Genomic DNA, 18,147 nt, shown 5'->3' on the forward strand with positions numbered 1-18,147 from the left:
TGCTATAGAAATTGCCTGCAGGGGAGTATGCTGTGAGGTGCTTTGTCATGAATGTGGCAAAATCCTGGGATATACAGGACAAAATACTGCGATAAAATACAGGTACCGTGCGGGCAGCGAAGCGGCTACAGAACAAAAACAAAGAGAAAAGGAGACAAAGCATGGGAAAAGTAATAAGAATTAATGGAGCAGGAGCAAAGGAGGAAAGTTTAAAGGATATTTTTGAAAATTTACATATGCTTAAGAGAACGCTTGCCGGTGTGGTGGCTGAGTATGAAGAAAATGAAGCGGAAGAAAAGAAAACAGATCTTCTGACAGAAGCATTAGACGCTCTGGAGGATGCATATGATGCCATTAACGAAGTTCTGCTGGATGAAAGGTAGGTATAACTATGGAGAGTTATATTACAACCTATACGCACAGACATTTTGATCCTACTGATCCAGATCCGGAGTTGATTTTGATTGAGGATATTGCACATGCACTTTCAATGCTTTGCAGAGGAAATGGGCATGTCAGTTCATTTTGGTCGGTAGGCGAACATTGCATTTGCTGTGCGAAGGAGGCGGCAGGCAGAGGGCTTTCCAAAAAGGTTGTTTTGGCATGTCTTTTACATGATGCCAGCGAATGTTATATGTCGGATGTTCCGAGACCGTTAAAACAGAATATGAAAGATTATAAGCAGCAGGAATCCAGCCTGTTGGATGTGATATACAGAAAGTTTCTGGGGGAAGCTCTTACAGAAGAAGAGGAAAAACAGATCAAAGCAATCGATGATGATCTCTTGCGGTATGATTTGGAGATGCTTTTGGGAGAAAAGCAGGATAGAGAGAAACCGGAACTTCATATAAGGCTGGATTATAAAGTACGACCGTTTGATATGGTGGAAAGAGAATATTTGGATTTTTTCAGAGAATTAAGCTCTGAATTGGAAAACAAAGTATGACCAAATGTTTCACGTGAAACATTTGGGGAAAATATTTTATGGAATGAATCTGAGATGCAAGTTGACAGAGACGCATCTCAGATTTTTTTGCTTTACGGAGAGCTGCTTTATAATGTTCTGATAAAGCCAAAAACTCTCCGCGAGGATGCGGCCAGATATATGTGGAATATGTCTGCTAAAGCAGAATGTATTTGGTGCACAAAGCGTAATAAGTGTTACTGATTATTCCGTTCACAGCAACTTGGCTAAAATCCATCTCCAATTCCTTCCAGCAATCAGAATAAACGACGGTGAATCGTGAAAAAACCAGAAGAGTGAAAGAAGGATGATGCACAGAATTAGTTTTAGGTGAAACATAGGATGACAGTTTAAGAAAAACGCGATAATGTACAATAAATAGTAGTATAAAATATTATATGTACTATAAACGGTATATAATATAAAAAATTATATAATAAAATCAAGAAAACGGAAGAAGTGCAATATATTGCACGAAAGAATAAGGACGGGCAAATAAGGGTTTGAATTTCCTGAAAGAAGAAAGATATCTTAGGTTCACGGGCGTAACTGTTCACAGGTAATATCCCGCGAGGTGTTTTGCCATGAACATGGCGAAATCCCGAGATATACGGGGGTGTTGATATCTATATTTTATGCGGGAAATGGTTGAATTATGACATGGATTGTGTATAATTAGTTCAAAATTGAAGCATTTTACAGATGGATTAAATCTGTTAGGAAAAGTGGCATTTGATATTCTGTTGTTTCTGGCGAATAATCCAGAGTATAAAACGGCAAGCGATATCGTGGAATATCGTGGGATCAAGGCAAATCTGGTATCGGTTAATGTGGATAAATTGGTTCATGACAGATATCTGAAATGGAGAAAAAACCGGATAAGATTTTACAGGGAGAGAAATAATATATGGTAGTAATGCTGTTTTCAGTGTTGTCATAGGCACGATAATGTTATAGTATAAAGAAAAAAAGAGGTATATCATATATGCATAAATATAAATAGGAGAGCTATAAAAATGTCAAAGGAAAACACAGATAAAAAAATGTTTGAAAGATATGAATTTCGAAATATCCATATGGAAGAAATATCTCAGGCAGCAGAAATTGAGAAAATCTGTTTCCCTCCAAATGAAGCCTGTACATATAAACATATGGAAGAACGGATAAAGAAGGCGAAGGAACTTTTTCTTGTTGCAGTGGACAGAGATACAGGAAAAATTGTCGGATTTCTTAATGGGCTGGCAACGAATAGGGAACATCTGACTGATGATTTTTTTGAAGATGCAGATGTACATGAAGCGGAGGGCAGGAATATTATGCTGCTGGGACTGGATGTACTTCCAGAATATCGGTGTCAGGGTCTTGCACGTGAGCTTATGAGGCAGTATCTGGAGAGAGAAAAACAAAAAGGACGCAAAAGAGTTGTTCTTACCTGTCTTCCGGATAAGGTTAGGATGTATGAGAAGTTTGGATTTGAAGATCATGGTATTGGAGAATCTGTATGGGGCGGCGAAGCCTGGTATGAAATGAGTATTATATTAAATGAATAAGATGATCTGGAATGCATGTTGCCTTGTAACTGTGAGGGTACGGAACAGTTGCGAAGCGAGAAGAAAAGGAGTGAGATTTTTATGGATTTGATGCAGGAAGCAATTTTAATGGGATTTTCGGGAGCAGCAGTTATGGATACAAAAGAACTTGTTTTTGTTCCGGAATACAGGACATTTTGTGAAGAAAATTTATGTGGTTGTTATAATTTGAATCCTGCCTGTCCACCTGCAAGTGGAACGGTGGAAGAAATGAAACAGCGAGCACTGAGTTATGAAAAAACTCTGGTGCTGCAGACAACACAGGAGGATCTGCATGATCCGGTTGAATATAAAAAGGAAAAACTTCTTCATAACAAAATGACGGAAGAGCTTGCAGAGAAAATGAGGGCAGAGGGAAAGACAGATATTCTGATCATGAGTGCCGGACCATACAAGAAAAATTCCTGTATGTCAGCATATTGTGTAGATGCACAGAAGATGGCAGATGCGGCAGGAATGCTCTGCTGGACAGATGATGGAAATATCCGATATTTTTCACAGATTTTATTTCATGAATAATTTGTATTACAGGGACAAACGTGCTAAAATTACTAACAGACATAATTGTTCACAAGGTACATAGTTACTGGCAGACGGGAGGTTCTGACTTATGGAAAGACACGCATTTGCAATGAAAGTAAAAAAAGGAAAAATGAATGACTATCGACGCAAGCTTGGTGAGATATGGCCGGAGTTGACAGCATTTCTTGACCGTAATAAGGTAAGTAATTTCAGTATCTGGAATGCAGAGGATCTGATCTTTGGTTATTATGAGAATGAGGATGGAGCAGTCCTGAGTGCAGAGGAAGATGCTGCAAAAAATGTAATTACTGCAAAGATTCAGGATACTTTTGACTGGATTTCCACACCTGGTAAGGATATGCGTCTGATGTATCATAATTTTGGTGTTGTAAGAGAAAATAAAGAACTGATCCGTCACAGAATGTTTATGACGAAGCTTAAAGATGGCTGTGAGGAAGAATATAAGAGGCGTCACGATGGACTGATCGCACAGAGAGGCGATTCAGTGGATCCGGGTCCGGACAGTAATTTCAGTATCTGGAGTGCCGGAGGATATATCTTTGGTTACGATGAGATTGATATAACTATGGAAGTAGAAGAAACAACGGAAGCAAGAGAACAGACGGTTGAATGGGAAATGCGTCAGCTTGGAATCATGGACTGGATCACAAATGATGTAGACTGGATGACAGGTGATGTTCATGCAGATGTAAAGCGTCTTGCATGGCATAACTGAGTTGGATAACAAAATATAAAGCAAAGGTAACTATTCAGAAGGTAGTATCCCGCGAGGTGATTTGGAATGCATTTTGACTCGTAACTGTGAGGGTACTGAACAGTTACAAGCAGAGAATAAAGTGTGTACGAGAGTATGCACTTTATTTATATAAGAGGATGCGACCAGATGCATGTGGAAGCTGTGAGACCGGAGTGAGAACATCCGTCTGACGGACTTTTTTTTCTGAATTAACAGTTTCGTCACATATTTCCCACAAAGTCAACACAAATACCACCTATACTTCTAGACATAAAAGAAATGAAACAACAGAGATTCCAAGGAGGGGATTTTGATGACAGATATGAACAATAAATTTATGAATGATAATGATGAACATAGAGATAATGATCCGAAAGAAAGAATGAGAAAAAAAGTAAAGAAAGCAGCAGGTATTGCATTATGTGCAGTTCTTGCAGGCGGACTTGCAGCAGGTTCCTTTGAGGGAGTGAATGCAGTTACCGGATGGAACAGCAGCAAAGTAGAAGCAGCTTCTTCTGAAAAAGAAAACACAACACTTCTTCAGACAAAGTCCAAAGAGAAGGACAAATCAGACAGTAAGGATGACAGCAAGTCTGAGAAAGCAAAGGGAAGTCTGGATGTATCTGATATTGCTGCAGAAGGTATGAAGTCTGTTGTGGCTATCACAACGAAATCTGTTCAGGATGTACAGAATTATCTTGGATATTATGGATTTGGCGGAAGTCAGGGATACACAACCCAGCAGGAAGTTGAGGGAAGTGGTTCAGGTATCATCGTTGGGAAAAATGATGATAACCTTCTGATCGCGACAAACTATCACGTAGTAGAAGGTGCGGATACGGTATCTGTTACCTGTATTGATGGAGAAACTTACGAAGCAACGGTAAATGGTTATGATGAAGACAAAGATCTTGCAGTTGTTTCTGTAGCACTGTCCGATATTTCGGATGATACGATGGATCAGATTCAGGTTGCAACCATGGGAAGCTCCGATGATCTTAAGGTTGGTGAGCAGGTAGTTGCTATTGGTAATGCACTTGGATATGGACAGTCTGTCACAACAGGTATTGTAAGTGCCAAAAACCGTAAGCTTAACTCAGACGGTTCCGAAGGCGATGAAGATTCAGATGCAGTTAATCTGATTCAGACAGATGCAGCAATTAATCCTGGAAACAGTGGTGGAGCACTTCTGAATATGAATGGTGAAGTAATCGGAATCAATTCAGCAAAGCTTGCTTCCACAGAAGTTGAGGGCATGGGTTATGCGATTGCGATTTCTGATGTTACAGACACTCTGGAAAATCTGATGAATGAAACACCGAGAGATAAGGTTGATAATCACGGTGTACTTGGAATCACAGGTAGGTCTGTAAGCGAAGAGGCTGCCAAGTACTATGGAGTTCCAGAGGGCGTTCTTGTCTCAGAGGTTACGGATGGAGGTGCTGCAGATAAGGCCGGCATTAAAGAAAAAACTATCATTACAGAATTTGATGGCAAGAGAATACGTAGTATTGAGGAATTGGTAAGTCGTCTTGAGTATTATGAGCCAGGCGAGGAAGTAGATGTTACTATTGAAGTCGCAGACGGTGATTCCTATAAAGAAAAAACAGTTACAGTAACTCTTGGTGAAAACTCAGAGAAGAATCAGGATTCCGATGATGATTCAAAAGAGAAACCAGATCAGGAGGAACCAGATGATCAGGACAATGATGTACAGGATGGAGAAGACGATGGAAGTACAGACAGTCTCCTGAGAGATTTCCTTGAAAATGGCATGTCCTATGAACATTATCATAACGTCTGGTAAAAGTTTTTGTCGGGCAGCAATATATAATTATTATAAACAGGAAGGGAACTGGTGCAGTTGCATCGGTTCCTTTCTTTTGTTATACTAAAAAAGTCAAAAAGCAGAAATACCTCAGGTATTTTACGGAATAGAAAGAAAAGGAAACACGGTATGAACTATATTGTTTTTGATCTGGAATGGAATCAGAGTCCAGGCGGAAAAAAATATTCGAACAGTCGCCTGCCTTTTGAAATCATAGAGATCGGTGCTGTGAAGATGAACGAAGAAAGAGAGACGGTAGATGTCTTTCAGAGACTGATAAAACCACAGGTATATAATTGGATCCATGACAGTATCCATGAAGTGATCCATGTGGATTATAAAGATCTTGAGAATGGAAGTCCTTTTTCAGAGGTGATAAGAGAATTTCTGAACTGGTGTGGAGATGATTTTGCATTCTTTACCTGGGGAAATCAGGATGTAATGGAACTGCAGAGAAATATGAAGTATTATGGGATGCTGTCTTTGCTTCCGGGGCCGGTGAAATATTATGATGTTCAGAAGGTTTTTGGAATGTGCTGTGAGGAGGCTGGCGGTCGGAGAAGTCTGGAATTTGCAATCGATCAGCTTGCTATTCCAAAGGAACAGACATTTCACAGGGCACTTACAGATGCACGTTACACGGCAATGGTACTTAAATGGGTGGATGAGAAAAAATTATTTGCGAATTATTCTGTAGATGTATATCAAAATCCGAAAAAAAAGAAAGATGAGCTTTTTCTGTCCTATCCGGATTATGATCAGTATGTGTCGAGAGAATTTACAGACAGAGATAAAATTATGCGGGACAGGGAAGTAGCAAGCACAAAATGTCCGATCTGTCATTTACCTGCAAAGCGAAAGATTCGCTGGTTTATGAATAATTCCAGAGCGTATGAGAGCGTTTCTTTCTGTCAGAAGCATGGATATGTAAAAGGTAAGATAAGAATCCGGCATACAGAAGAAGACAGGTATTACGTGATTAAAACGCTTAAGAATGTTGGAGATGAAAAAGCGGAAGAAATCCGTGAAAAAAGGGATTCCCTCCGCAAAAAGAGACAGATCAAAAGACAATCAGAGAAGCAGATCTGAGATTGAGTTTTTGGGATAGTATCTGGCGGTTCCAACCTGGTGTCCATTGAAGGTATAATTGATGGTCAGAAGGGGACGACCTGCCGGATTTTTTTGTATAGAGTAATTTTTCTTAACAGATGCGGTATCTGCATCGTTTGGAAGAGCTACAGAAGGTGTTCTCATTGAATAAAAAAGAACACATTTCCTGTAGTCTTTGATCAGATATTTTTCTGCCGGAAGACAGGAAAAACAGATTTCTTTTTTTGCCTTTATTGCAGATCTGGAAAAATTGTTAAATCCATAGTCTAAAAGAGATTTTGTATCAGAATATGCACCGTTGATGGACTGCATTACAACAGATACAAGATACATATTTCCCCGGCGGGCAAAGGTGACAAGTGTATTTCCGGCAGCTTCTGTGTAACCGGTCTTGCCGCCAAAAACACCGTCATAGGCATATGCCTGTCCGCTCATCATTTTATGGTGATTCAGAAGGTAGCGTGTCTCACTGAACTTATTGGTTGCCGGAATTTCATAGTAACCGGTGGTACAGTATTTACGAAAGGCAGGATTAAACCAGGCAGCACGGGCAATTTTGGCCATGTCGTTTGCTGTTGTATAATGCTTTTCATCCGGAAGACCGTTAGGATTGTTGAAATGCGTATTTGTGCATCCAAGCTGACGTGCCTTCAGATTCATAAGCTCAACAAATTTCTTGACGGATCCGGAAGTCTGTTCAGCTATGGCAAGAGTCATTTCGTTAGCTGATTGGAGCATAACTGCCATGAGAGCCTGTTCTACGGTGAATTCTTCACCGGTATCTGCGTAAATACTGGAACTTTGTGTATCTGTGATTCCGTGGGCTGCTGTTTCTGACATGGAAAATTTATCTGTTGCTTTCAGACTTTCACTGCCGAGCAGAGCAGTCATGATTTTGGTAATGCTGGCAGGATACTGAGCCTTATCTGCGTTCTTGGAATAGAGGATGGTGCCAGTTGTCATGTCCATCAGTACCGCGGATTCGCCCTCAATCTGTGGACCCTGTACCCATCCCTCTATAGAATCTGTGTCTGCAGGCTGTTTATAGTAATCCGTATGATAAACCTCCTCTGGAACAGGTGTTGCTGTTACAATTGGGTCGCCGTATTCATCTGTAGCGAGAACGGGAAGAGTCTGGCAGACAATAAATGCAGCACAGAGCAGACCGCTCAGAATACGTTTGAATTTTTTGTTTTTCATTAGAATACCTTTCTTTATTTCCTGGAATCTTTATAGTATATCATTCTTTTATAATTATACTGTAATCATTTTTTGCATACAAGGGGAGATTTGTGAAGTGAAAATCAAAAGAAAAAAAAGGACTCGTGAAAAAACCTTGAATCCCTGAAAATATCGCAAAAAGACCTTGACATATAGAAAATCATAACCGTATAATGAAACAGCAAATATAATAAAGTAAAAACTGTGATGGAGACAGTACATCGACAGGAAGACCGCAGAGAGCCGGGATAAGGTGGGAGCCTGGTGTTAGTAGTTTCGATGGAAGATCACTCCGGAGTTTCTTTTCTGAAATCCTGATAAAGTAGGGAAGGACGGTGTTTCCGCCGTTAGAGGGAACATGTATCGGCATTTATTATTACTGCCAGCCCGTACAATGTAACAGGTGGTGCGAATGTGGAATTACTTTCGTCCTTTTACAGGATGGAGGTTTTTTTTATATTAACAGGATATTTATCCTGTTATATAACGCTCCGTGATTATTTTTTTACAATAAAAGGAGGAACTAGTTGTGTACCAGAAGGTAGATACGAATCTGAATTTTGTAGATCGTGAAAAACAAGTAGAGAAGTTCTGGAAGGAGAACCATATTTTTGAAAAGAGTATGGAAGACCGTAAAGATGATCCTACTTATATGTTTTATGACGGACCGCCGACAGCAAACGGCAAACCGCATATTGGTCATGTACTGACCCGTGTTATTAAGGATATGATTCCGAGATACCGTACTATGAAAGGATATATGGTACCTCGTAAGGCCGGATGGGATACCCATGGACTTCCGGTTGAACTGGAAGTTGAGAAGAAACTTGGTCTGGATGGCAAAGAACAGATCGAGGAATATGGTATGGAGCCATTTATCCAGCAGTGTAAAGAGAGTGTATGGAAATACAAAGGAATGTGGGAAGATTTTTCCTCAACAGTTGGATTCTGGGCTGATATGGAGAACCCATATGTTACCTATCATGATGACTATATTGAGTCTGAATGGTGGGCACTGAAAGAAATCTGGAATAAGAAGCTTCTGTACAAAGGATTTAAGATTGTTCCTTACTGTCCGCGTTGTGGAACACCACTTTCTGCCCAGGAAGTTTCACAGGGATATAAAACGGTCAAGGAACGTTCGGCGATCGTTCGTTTTAAGGTTGTTGGAGAAGATGCATATTTCCTGGCATGGACTACAACACCGTGGACCCTGCCATCTAACGTTGCACTCTGTGTAAACCCGACAGAGGTTTATTGCAAGGTAAAAGCAGCAGATGGATACACATACTATATGGCAGAAGCTCTGCTTGACAAAGTTCTTGGTAAACTTGGCTCTGAGGAGACCCCGGCATACGAGGTTCTTGAGAAGTATGTTGGTAAGGATCTGGAATACAAAGCATATGAGCCACTGTTTGAGTGCACAGGAGCTGAAGCTGCAAGACAGAAAAAGAAAGCTCATTATGTTACAGCCGATAACTATGTAACTATGAGTGATGGTACAGGTATTGTTCATATCGCACCGGCATTTGGTGAGGATGACAGCCGTGTAGGCCGTGAATATGATCTTCCGTTTGTACAGTTTGTAGACGGTAAGGGTGATATGACTGCAGAGACTCCATATGCAGGAGTGTTTGTTAAGAAAGCGGATCCGTTGGTACTTCAGGATCTTGATAAAGAAGGCAAGCTTTTTGATGCTCCGAAATTTGAGCATGACTATCCACATTGCTGGAGATGCGATACACCACTGATCTACTATGCACGTGAATCCTGGTTTATCAAAATGACAGCAGTTAAAGATGACCTGATCCGCAATAATAATACAATCAACTGGATTCCGGAGAGCATCGGTAAGGGACGTTTCGGTGACTGGCTGGAGAATGTTCAGGACTGGGGAATTTCCCGTAACCGTTACTGGGGAACACCACTGAACATCTGGCAGTGTGAATGTGGACATATGCATTCTGTCGGAAGCCGTCAGGAACTCTTTGAGATGAGCGGTGATGAAAAAGCCAAAACAGTAGAACTTCATCGTCCATACATTGATGAGATCACACTGAAATGCCCGGAATGTGGCGGAACCATGCATCGTGTACCGGAGGTTATTGACTGCTGGTTTGACTCAGGAGCAATGCCTTTTGCACAGCATCATTATCCATTTGAAAACAAAGATCTCTTTGAAAAACAGTTCCCGGCAGACTTTATTTCTGAAGCTGTTGACCAGACAAGAGGATGGTTCTATTCTCTGCTTGCTGAGTCTACGATCCTGTTCAACCAGGCTCCATATAAGAATGTTATCGTTCTTGGACATGTACAGGATGAAAACGGACAGAAGATGAGTAAATCCAAGGGAAATGCAGTGGATCCGTTTGATGCTCTGGAGAAGTACGGTGCGGATGCGATCCGCTGGTATTTCTATATTAACAGTGCTCCGTGGCTGCCGAACCGTTTCCACGGCAAGGCTGTTCAGGAAGGACAGCGTAAGTTCATGGGTACTCTGTGGAACACTTATGCGTTCTTTGTTCTTTATGCAAACATTGACAATTTTGATGCAACAAAATATACTTTAGATTATGACAATCTTCCAGTTATGGATAAGTGGCTTTTAAGTAAGCTGAATTCCGTAGTGAAGACTGTCGATGACTGCCTTGCAAACTATAAGATTCCGGAAAGTGCAAGAGCTCTTCAGGAATTTGTAGATGAGATGAGTAACTGGTATGTAAGAAGAAGCCGTGAACGTTTCTGGGCTAAGGGCATGGAGCAGGATAAGATCAATGCTTATATGACTCTGTATACTGCTCTGGTGACAATTTCCAAAGCAGCAGCTCCGATGATCCCGTTCATGACAGAAGAAATCTATCAGAACCTCGTAAGAAGCATTGATAAAGATGCAATTGAGAGTATTCATCTCTGCGATTTCCCGGAAGTCAGAGAAGAGTGGATCAACAAAGAACTGGAAGATGATATGGAAGAACTTCTTAAGATTGTTGTTCTTGGACGTGCAGCAAGAAATACTGCAAATATCAAGAACCGTCAGCCGATCGGCACCATGTATGTAAAAGCTGACAAAGAAATGGGTCAGTTCTACACAGACATTATTGCAGACGAGCTGAACGTCAAAGAAGTGAAATTTGCCAGTGATGTAGAATCTTTCGTTTCCTACAGCTTCAAGCCACAGCTTCGTACTGTAGGACCGAAATACGGTAAGCTTCTGAATGGTATCCGTACAGCACTTGCTGAAATCAATGGAACAGAAGCAATGAACGAACTGAAATCTACAGGACTTCTTACTCTGGATATCGATGGAAACAAGGTAGAACTTTCTGAAGAAGACTTATTGATCGAGACCGCACAGACAGAAGGTTATGTAACAGAAGCAGATGGTGATATCTCTGTAGTTCTTGATACAAATCTGACATCTGAACTGATCGAAGAGGGATTCGTCCGCGAGATTGTCAGCAAAGTGCAGACTATGAGAAAAGAAGCCGGTTTTGAAGTTATGGATAAGATCCATATCTATGCAAAAGATAATGACAGGATTCTTGAACTCATGAAGAACCACAAAGAAGAAATCATGTCCGAAGTACTTGCAGAGGATATGACTCTGGGCACAACCGATGGTTATGTAAAAGAATGGAACATCAATAAAGAACCAGTTGTTCTTGGTGTTGCAAAAATGTAAGTAGCTCATGCCCGGTAATATATATACCGGGCATGATTTATAAAAAGGTCACTGTTTACAGGTAATATTATGAGGAGTGAACAGTAACATAAAAGGATGAATGAGGAGGAAACACGATGATTAACGAGCAGTTCAAAAAAGAAGCTTTTAAGAAGAGTGTAAAAGAGAATGTAAAATTTCTTTATCGTAAGAAACTGGAAGAGGCTACACAGGAGCAGATCTTTCAGGCTGTATGCTATACGGTAAAAGATGTTATTATTGATAACTGGCTGGAAACACAGAATGCATATAAAGAGCAGGATCCTAAGACAGTTTACTATATGTCCATGGAGTTCCTTATGGGACGTGCTCTTGGAAATAACCTGCTCAATCTGACTGCATACAAAGAAGTAAAAGATGCTCTGGATGAGCTTGGTCTGGATCTTAATGTGATTGAAGATCAGGAACCGGATCCGGCACTTGGAAACGGTGGTCTGGGACGTCTGGCAGCATGCTTTTTGGATTCTCTTGCAACACTGAACTACAGTGCATATGGATGTGGTATCCGTTATCGTTATGGTATGTTCAAACAGCAGATCAAAGACGGATATCAGGTAGAGGTTCCGGATAACTGGCTGAAAGACGGATATCCATTTGAACTTCGCCGTCCGGAGTACGCAAAAGAAGTTCATTTTGGCGGATATGTAGATGTTGAGTACGATCCGGCAACAGGAAGTAATAAATTCGTACACAAGGGATATCAGGCAGTAAAAGCTGTTCCGTTTGATATGCCGATCGTAGGATACAACAATAATATCGTAAATACCTTAAGAATCTGGGATGCAGAGCCGATCGTAGACTTCGAGCTGGATTCCTTTGATAAAGGTGATTACAAGAAAGCAGTTGAGCAGGAAAACCTTGCCCGCAATATCGTGGAAGTTCTTTATCCGAACGATAATCATATGGCTGGTAAAGAGCTGCGTCTGAAACAGCAGTACTTCTTCGTATCTGCAAGTCTTCAGGCTGCAATCGAAAAATACAAAAAAGATCATAAAGATATCATGAAGCTTTATGAGAAAGTTACTTTCCAGATGAATGATACTCATCCGACAGTTGCTGTAGCAGAGCTTATGCGTATCCTTATGGATGAAGAAGGCCTTGGCTGGGATGATGCATGGTCTGTAACAACAAAATGTGTTGCTTACACAAACCATACAATCATGGCAGAAGCTCTCGAGAAATGGCCGGTTGAGCTGTTCTCCAGACTGCTTCCACGTGTATACCAGATCATTGAAGAGATCAACCGTCGTTTCATCCTTGATATTCAGGCTAAATATCCTGGAAACTATGAAAAGATCAAGAAGATGGCAATCCTCTATGATGGACAGGTAAAAATGGCTCATCTTGCAATCGTTGCAGGTTACTCTGTAAACGGTGTTGCCAAACTTCATACAGAAATCCTTAAGAAACAGGAACTGAAAGACTTCTACGAAATGATGCCGGAGAAATTCAACAACAAGACAAACGGTATCACTCAGAGACGTTTCCTGCTTCACGGAAACCAGCTCCTTGCAGACTGGGTAACAGATCATATCGGACCGGAATGGATCACAGATCTTTCTCAGATTGGCAAACTGAAAGTTTATGTTGATGATGAAAAAGCACAGCAGGAATTCATGAACATTAAGTATCAGAACAAGGTTCGTCTGGCTAAATACATTCTTGAGCACAACGGAGTAGAAGTAAATCCACGTTCTATCTTCGACGTTCAGGTTAAGAGACTTCATGAGTACAAACGTCAGCTTCTGAACATCCTGCACGTTATCTATCTGTATGATCAGATTAAGAAACATCCGGAAATGGATTTCTATCCAAGAACATTCATTTTTGGTGCAAAGGCATCTGCAGGTTATGCTCGTGCCAAGAAGATTATCAAACTGATCAATTCTGTTGCAGATGTTGTAAACAACGATGCTTCTATTAATGGCAAGCTGAAAGTTGTATTCATTGAGAACTATCGTGTATCCAACGCTGAGATGATCTTTGCAGCAGCAGATGTTTCTGAGCAGATTTCTACTGCAAGTAAAGAAGCTTCCGGTACAGGTAACATGAAGTTTATGCTGAATGGTGCACCGACTCTGGGAACTATGGATGGTGCCAACGTAGAGATCGTAGATGAAGTTGGTAAAGAAAATGCATTCATCTTCGGTCTGAGTGCAGATGAAGTTATCAATTATGAAAACAATGGCGGATATGATCCGAGAGTTATCTACAATACAGATGATGAAATCCGTCAGGTACTGACAGAGCTTGTTAACGGAACCTTCTCTTCTGATACAGAACTGTTCCGTGATCTGTATAATTCTCTTCTGGACCAGAATGGTGGAGAGAAAGCAGACCAGTACTTTATCCTTGCTGATTTCCGTTCTTATGCAGCAGCACAGAAGAAAGTGGAAGAAGCATACAAAGATGAAAAAGGCTGGGCTCGTATGGCCATGATGAACACAGCATGTGCAGGTAAGTTTACATCTGACAGAACTATTCAGGAATATGTGGATGATATCTGGCATCTGGACAAGGTTTTTGTTAAATAATAGATTCGCAGCGATTGTGGATAAAAAGGATCTGGCTTATGAAAGTCAGGTCCTTTTTGCAGTAGAAAATGTGGCTCAGTTCCAGGTATATCCTGAAGCTGGATTGTCATTCTTTTAAAGCTTTTCGGTATTCTCGTGGGCTGCAGCCTTTGATTTTGCTGAATACTTTGGAATAGTAGTTAGAGTCGGAAAATCCGGTTTTTTCGGCTATGGCGCTGATGGATTCTTTGGTATTCAGGTATTCCAGACTGCGTTCGATTCTGTATTCCTGCAGGAAGGCAAAAAGAGTAGTGTTCATGTGTCGTTTGAACAGACGGGTACATTCACTTTCACATAGATGAAGGCTCTCAGAAATATCTGTCAGAGTGATACGATTCATGTAATTCTGTTCTATGTAGGAAAGGATTTTTCGGATTCGCTCGTATTCGGTGAGGTCAGAGGCAGTGCTTACCGGTTGATGAGGAAGATGTTCTGCAAGCAGTCTCCACATAATCTGCATTCGTATGGAAATATCCAGTTCATAAAAATCAGGACGATCTTTATCAAGTGAAATCACTTTCAGCATCTGTTCACGAAAGTCTTTGTGCCATTCTCTGCTGTAATCGATATGCATGGCACAGATGGAAAGGTTCTGGATAATAGGATCCACATATTTTGTGCAGATGGTACTTCGAAAAAAACCATAGATCAGTTTGGGATCAAAAGTGACAGGAATATAAGAACAATCTTCCTGATCTATCATTTCACCGGAATGCAGGGCGTTGGAATTGCAGAAAATGATCTCACCTTCTTTTAAGTGAAAGGAACGGTTATTTATCCGATAATGCATGGCCCCTTTTTTTATATAAGTGATTTCAATTTCCGGGTGACAGTGCCACATAAAAGAGTTGGAGTCATATTCTGACAGATTATGATGGCTGACCAGAAACGGAAAATGGTCATTGCCATGTTTTTTTAATTCTTTTTGGAACTGATTTGTGACGATCTGCATAAGTATCTCCTTTAAAAGAAATATTGTAACTGTTCAGTATCTTCACTGTTACGGAATGTTCATGTAATGCAGTAAAGTTTAAACGCAGGAAATTACGGTTATTTTCCTTTTATTATAGACATAATTACCTAAAAAACGCAAGATATTACTGTTTTTTCGCAGATTAATCAAGGTATTTTATCCAGAATGCAGTATAATGAACTTATCAGATATGCAGAGAAAGAACAGCTACGAATTTTATTAAAATAAAATCTAAAAGGAGAACAGGAGAATGAACTTACCAGAAACAGCAAAACTTCAGGAAATCTATGGGGAAACAGAAATTTGCGGTGCTCGTTTCAAGAAACTCGCAGACAATTTTGCAGAAACCTATAAACAGGACAAAGCAGAATATTTTACATCTCCAGGAAGAACTGAGATTATTGGAAATCATACAGACCATAACGGTGGTAAAGTAATCGCAGGAAGCATTAATCTGGATACAATAGGAGCAGCTTACCCAAATGGGACACAGGTTATCCGTATTACCAGTGAAGGCTACAGAGATGAGATTGTAGTAGATCTTACTAAGCTCAGCAAAGCAAACTACAAAAAAGGAACACCGGCACTTGTTGCAGGTATGATGGAAGGTGCACAGAAGAATGGATTTAAGGCAGCAGGTTTTGACGCGTATGTAAGCACAAATGTTATTGCAGCAGCCGGTGTCAGTTCCTCTGCTTCCTTTGAAATGCTGATCTGTACAATCATCGATCACTTCTTTAATGAGGGCAAAATGACTTATAATGACTATGCAAAGATCGGCCAGTATGCAGAGAATGTATATTGGGATAAAGCTTCCGGAATGATGGATCAGATGGCATGTGCAGTAGGCGGCCCGGTACTGTTTGATTTTGCAGACAGAGATAACCTGAAATACAGTAAGCTGGATTTCTCGTTTGGAAAATTTGGATACAGACTTGTTATTGTAAATACAGGAAAAGGTCATGCGGATCTGAGTCAGGAATACTCTGAGATTCCGGGAGAGATGAAGGCTGTTGCCAAAGTACTTGGTGTAGAACTTCTTCATGAGACGAATGTAGAGGCACTTCTTGAGCACTGCAATGAAATTGAAGATGACAGAGCTGTTCTTCGTGCACTTCACTTTTTTGGAGAAACTTCCCGTGTAGAAGAGGCAGCAGATGCAATCCATCATGATGATTATGATAAATTCCTGAAGCTTATAGATGAATCCGGAACTTCCTCCTGGGAACTTCTTCAGAACTGTTATACAATGAAAGATTTCCATGAGCAGAAAATTACCAGAACTCTTGCACTTACTCAGCTGTTCCTTAAGAAGATCGGTGCAGGTGTATGCCGAGTTCATGGAGGCGGATTCGCCGGTGTTATTGCAGCAATCGTTCCGGAAAAGGAACAGGATAACTATGTAGAATATATTTCCAGATTTGTTGGAAAAGAAAATGTATATCCGATGGATATCCGTGCAGTCGGAGCAGCACATATCGGATAAACAACCAGTGTCGGTTAAAAACAAATATTACATAAAAATAAACCTCTGGATTATACCAGGGGTTTATTTTTTTCGAGCATGTCATGAAGGATGTTCTGGGTATATGCACCGAGATGTTTCTGATCTTCTCTGGAAAGATCTTTGACATAAATCGGTTCTCCATACTCCAAAACGACATGAGTTGATTTGATTTTGGGAAAATGTGCCTCGAAGATTTCAACTGTGTTGTTGAGTGCCATAGGAATGATTGCACATCCTGTCTTGGAAGCAATCTTGAAGCTTCCATCATGGAAAGGAAGAAGATCCAGATCATCAGCATTTTTGTTACGTGTTCCCTCCGGGAAGATGCAGATGGAAATTCCGGATTTTATTTTGTCTATGGCAGCAAGGATAGTCTTTAATCCCTGCTTGATATCCTTGCGGTCAAGGAACAGGCAGTGAAGATATCTCATCCAGTTAGAAAGAAGAGGATAGCGTTCCATTTCTTTCTTGGCAATATAACCGGTGCGGATCGGGCATCGGCTGTAGGTAAGCAGGATATCAAAATAGCTTCGGTGGTTGCCGATGTAAAGAACCGGGGTATCCTTTGGAACATTTTCTTCGCCGATTACAGTGACCTTGGTGCCGGCTTCCCAGAGAATAAATTTAAAGACTGCCTGAATAATACGTAAAGAGCTGATCTCCTTGGCTTTTGGGGAGAATTTTCCGATGATCCATTCGATCAGAAGAATAGGAATGGAGAGGATCAGAAACCCGATGACTGTAATGGCGACAATGATGAAACGAATCATAACGAATTCCTCTTTCTGTTTATATTTGGTCAGGTTTTATATGATGAAAACCATAGTACCAGTATAAGGGATATTTGAAATAGTTGCAATAAATCTTTTGGATCGGGCATAGAATACATATTGAAAAAGAGCGGGCAGGAGAATTGTGCTTATGCAGATACCGCTGTCTGCGAAGACTGGAAGAAATCAGTCAAAACAGAATACGATAGCTGTCGGATGTATGCTGCTGATCTTTTTACTGATGGCAGGAGGGTGCAGTCTGGTAAAAATAGAAGAAGGAGAAAGAACACCGCTGGCATACACTGTGGTGGAAACAGCAGAGCTTCCTTCGAGTGCACAGGAGATGATTCAGGAAAAGAAAGACAGAGATTTTCAGATGACTTATCAAAAAGGAGATACGGTGTATCTGATCAGAGGATACGGAAAGAAAATGAGTGGAGGCTACAGTATTCAGGTAGCGGAATTGTCTGTTTCATCTACGGCAGTTTTTTTTAAAACAAGGCTGATTGGACCGGAAAAGGAAAATCAAAGCGGAGCACCGTCTTATCCGTATATTGCAGTGAAGACGGAATACAGGGAAGAGCCGGTGATATTTGAATGATCATGAGAGGA

15 protein-coding genes are annotated in these 18,147 nt (G+C 40.7%); 12 read left to right on the forward strand and 3 right to left on the reverse strand.

The window, feature by feature from the left end; all coding sequences use genetic code 11:
* Window positions 1-161 precede the first annotated feature (161 nt).
* The 8 genes from GT674_RS06800 to GT674_RS06835 all read left to right on the forward strand — a co-directional run bounded on the left by GT674_RS06800 (window position 162) and on the right by GT674_RS06835 (window position 6,749).
* Window positions 162-383: a hypothetical protein gene (locus tag GT674_RS06800; RefSeq protein WP_161285012.1), complete on the forward strand. Its 222-nt coding sequence runs from the start codon at window positions 162-164 to the stop codon at window positions 381-383.
* A gap of 8 nt (window positions 384-391) precedes the next feature.
* Window positions 392-946 (forward strand): hypothetical protein, encoded by a 555-nt coding sequence (locus GT674_RS06805; protein ID WP_161285013.1) that lies wholly within the window; start codon window positions 392-394, stop codon window positions 944-946.
* 743 nt (window positions 947-1,689) lie between these two features.
* Window positions 1,690-1,878, forward strand: a complete 189-nt coding sequence (locus tag GT674_RS17905; RefSeq protein ID WP_330603574.1) for a MarR family transcriptional regulator — start codon at window positions 1,690-1,692, stop codon at window positions 1,876-1,878.
* 102 nt (window positions 1,879-1,980) lie between these two features.
* On the forward strand, window positions 1,981-2,514 hold the full coding sequence (locus tag GT674_RS06815) for a GNAT family N-acetyltransferase (RefSeq protein WP_173901541.1): 534 nt from the start codon (window positions 1,981-1,983) through the stop codon (window positions 2,512-2,514).
* 81 nt (window positions 2,515-2,595) lie between these two features.
* Window positions 2,596-3,072 carry a DUF2284 domain-containing protein gene (locus tag GT674_RS06820; RefSeq protein WP_161285014.1) on the forward strand — a complete coding sequence of 159 codons (477 nt, stop codon included), beginning with the start codon at window positions 2,596-2,598 and terminating at the stop codon, window positions 3,070-3,072.
* A 91-nt stretch (window positions 3,073-3,163) separates the two neighbouring features.
* Window positions 3,164-3,811: an L-rhamnose mutarotase gene (locus GT674_RS06825; RefSeq protein ID WP_161285015.1), complete on the forward strand. Its 648-nt coding sequence runs from the start codon at window positions 3,164-3,166 to the stop codon at window positions 3,809-3,811.
* A gap of 334 nt (window positions 3,812-4,145) precedes the next feature.
* On the forward strand, window positions 4,146-5,639 hold the full coding sequence (locus GT674_RS06830; RefSeq protein WP_161285016.1) for a S1C family serine protease: 1,494 nt from the start codon (window positions 4,146-4,148) through the stop codon (window positions 5,637-5,639).
* Window positions 5,640-5,789: 150 nt separating this feature from the next.
* Window positions 5,790-6,749, forward strand: a complete 960-nt coding sequence (locus GT674_RS06835) for a 3'-5' exonuclease (RefSeq protein WP_161285017.1) — start codon at window positions 5,790-5,792, stop codon at window positions 6,747-6,749.
* On the opposite strand, the gene GT674_RS06840 is transcribed toward GT674_RS06835, so the two are convergent.
* The gene (locus GT674_RS06840) at window positions 6,732-7,970 is read right to left on the reverse strand and encodes a D-alanyl-D-alanine carboxypeptidase family protein (RefSeq protein ID WP_161285018.1); all 1,239 of its coding nucleotides are present in this window, start codon (window positions 7,968-7,970) and stop codon (window positions 6,732-6,734) included. The genes GT674_RS06835 and GT674_RS06840 overlap by 18 nt on opposite strands.
* Window positions 7,971-8,520: 550 nt before the next feature.
* Here GT674_RS06840 and ileS point away from each other — a divergent pair.
* Both ileS and GT674_RS06850 read left to right on the forward strand, forming a co-directional pair.
* Complete coding sequence (gene ileS / locus GT674_RS06845) at window positions 8,521-11,673, forward strand: isoleucine--tRNA ligase (protein ID WP_161285019.1); 3,153 nt, start codon at window positions 8,521-8,523, stop codon at window positions 11,671-11,673.
* A gap of 116 nt (window positions 11,674-11,789) precedes the next feature.
* Window positions 11,790-14,246 carry a glycogen/starch/alpha-glucan phosphorylase gene (locus GT674_RS06850; protein ID WP_161285020.1) on the forward strand — a complete coding sequence of 819 codons (2,457 nt, stop codon included), beginning with the start codon at window positions 11,790-11,792 and terminating at the stop codon, window positions 14,244-14,246.
* A gap of 106 nt (window positions 14,247-14,352) precedes the next feature.
* On the opposite strand, the gene GT674_RS06855 is transcribed toward GT674_RS06850, so the two are convergent.
* Window positions 14,353-15,237, reverse strand: coding sequence for an AraC family transcriptional regulator (locus tag GT674_RS06855; protein WP_161285021.1), 885 nt, complete (start codon window positions 15,235-15,237; stop codon window positions 14,353-14,355).
* Between the two features lie 271 nt (window positions 15,238-15,508).
* Here GT674_RS06855 and GT674_RS06860 point away from each other — a divergent pair, with 271 nt between their 5' ends.
* The gene (locus tag GT674_RS06860; protein ID WP_161285022.1) at window positions 15,509-16,744 is read left to right on the forward strand and encodes a galactokinase; all 1,236 of its coding nucleotides are present in this window, start codon (window positions 15,509-15,511) and stop codon (window positions 16,742-16,744) included.
* 50 nt (window positions 16,745-16,794) lie between these two features.
* Here GT674_RS06860 and GT674_RS06865 read toward each other — a convergent pair whose 3' ends face one another.
* Entirely contained in the window at window positions 16,795-17,535 is a 741-nt protein-coding gene (locus GT674_RS06865) for a lysophospholipid acyltransferase family protein (protein ID WP_161285023.1), read from the reverse strand.
* A gap of 151 nt (window positions 17,536-17,686) precedes the next feature.
* Here GT674_RS06865 and GT674_RS06870 point away from each other — a divergent pair, with 151 nt between their 5' ends.
* Window positions 17,687-18,136 (forward strand): protease complex subunit PrcB family protein, encoded by a 450-nt coding sequence (locus GT674_RS06870; RefSeq protein WP_243149072.1) that lies wholly within the window; start codon window positions 17,687-17,689, stop codon window positions 18,134-18,136.
* The last annotated feature ends 11 nt before the right edge of the window (window positions 18,137-18,147 follow it).

This window comes from Blautia sp. BIOML-A1, from assembly GCF_009883055.1.
GTDB lineage: Bacteria > Bacillota > Clostridia > Lachnospirales > Lachnospiraceae > Blautia_A.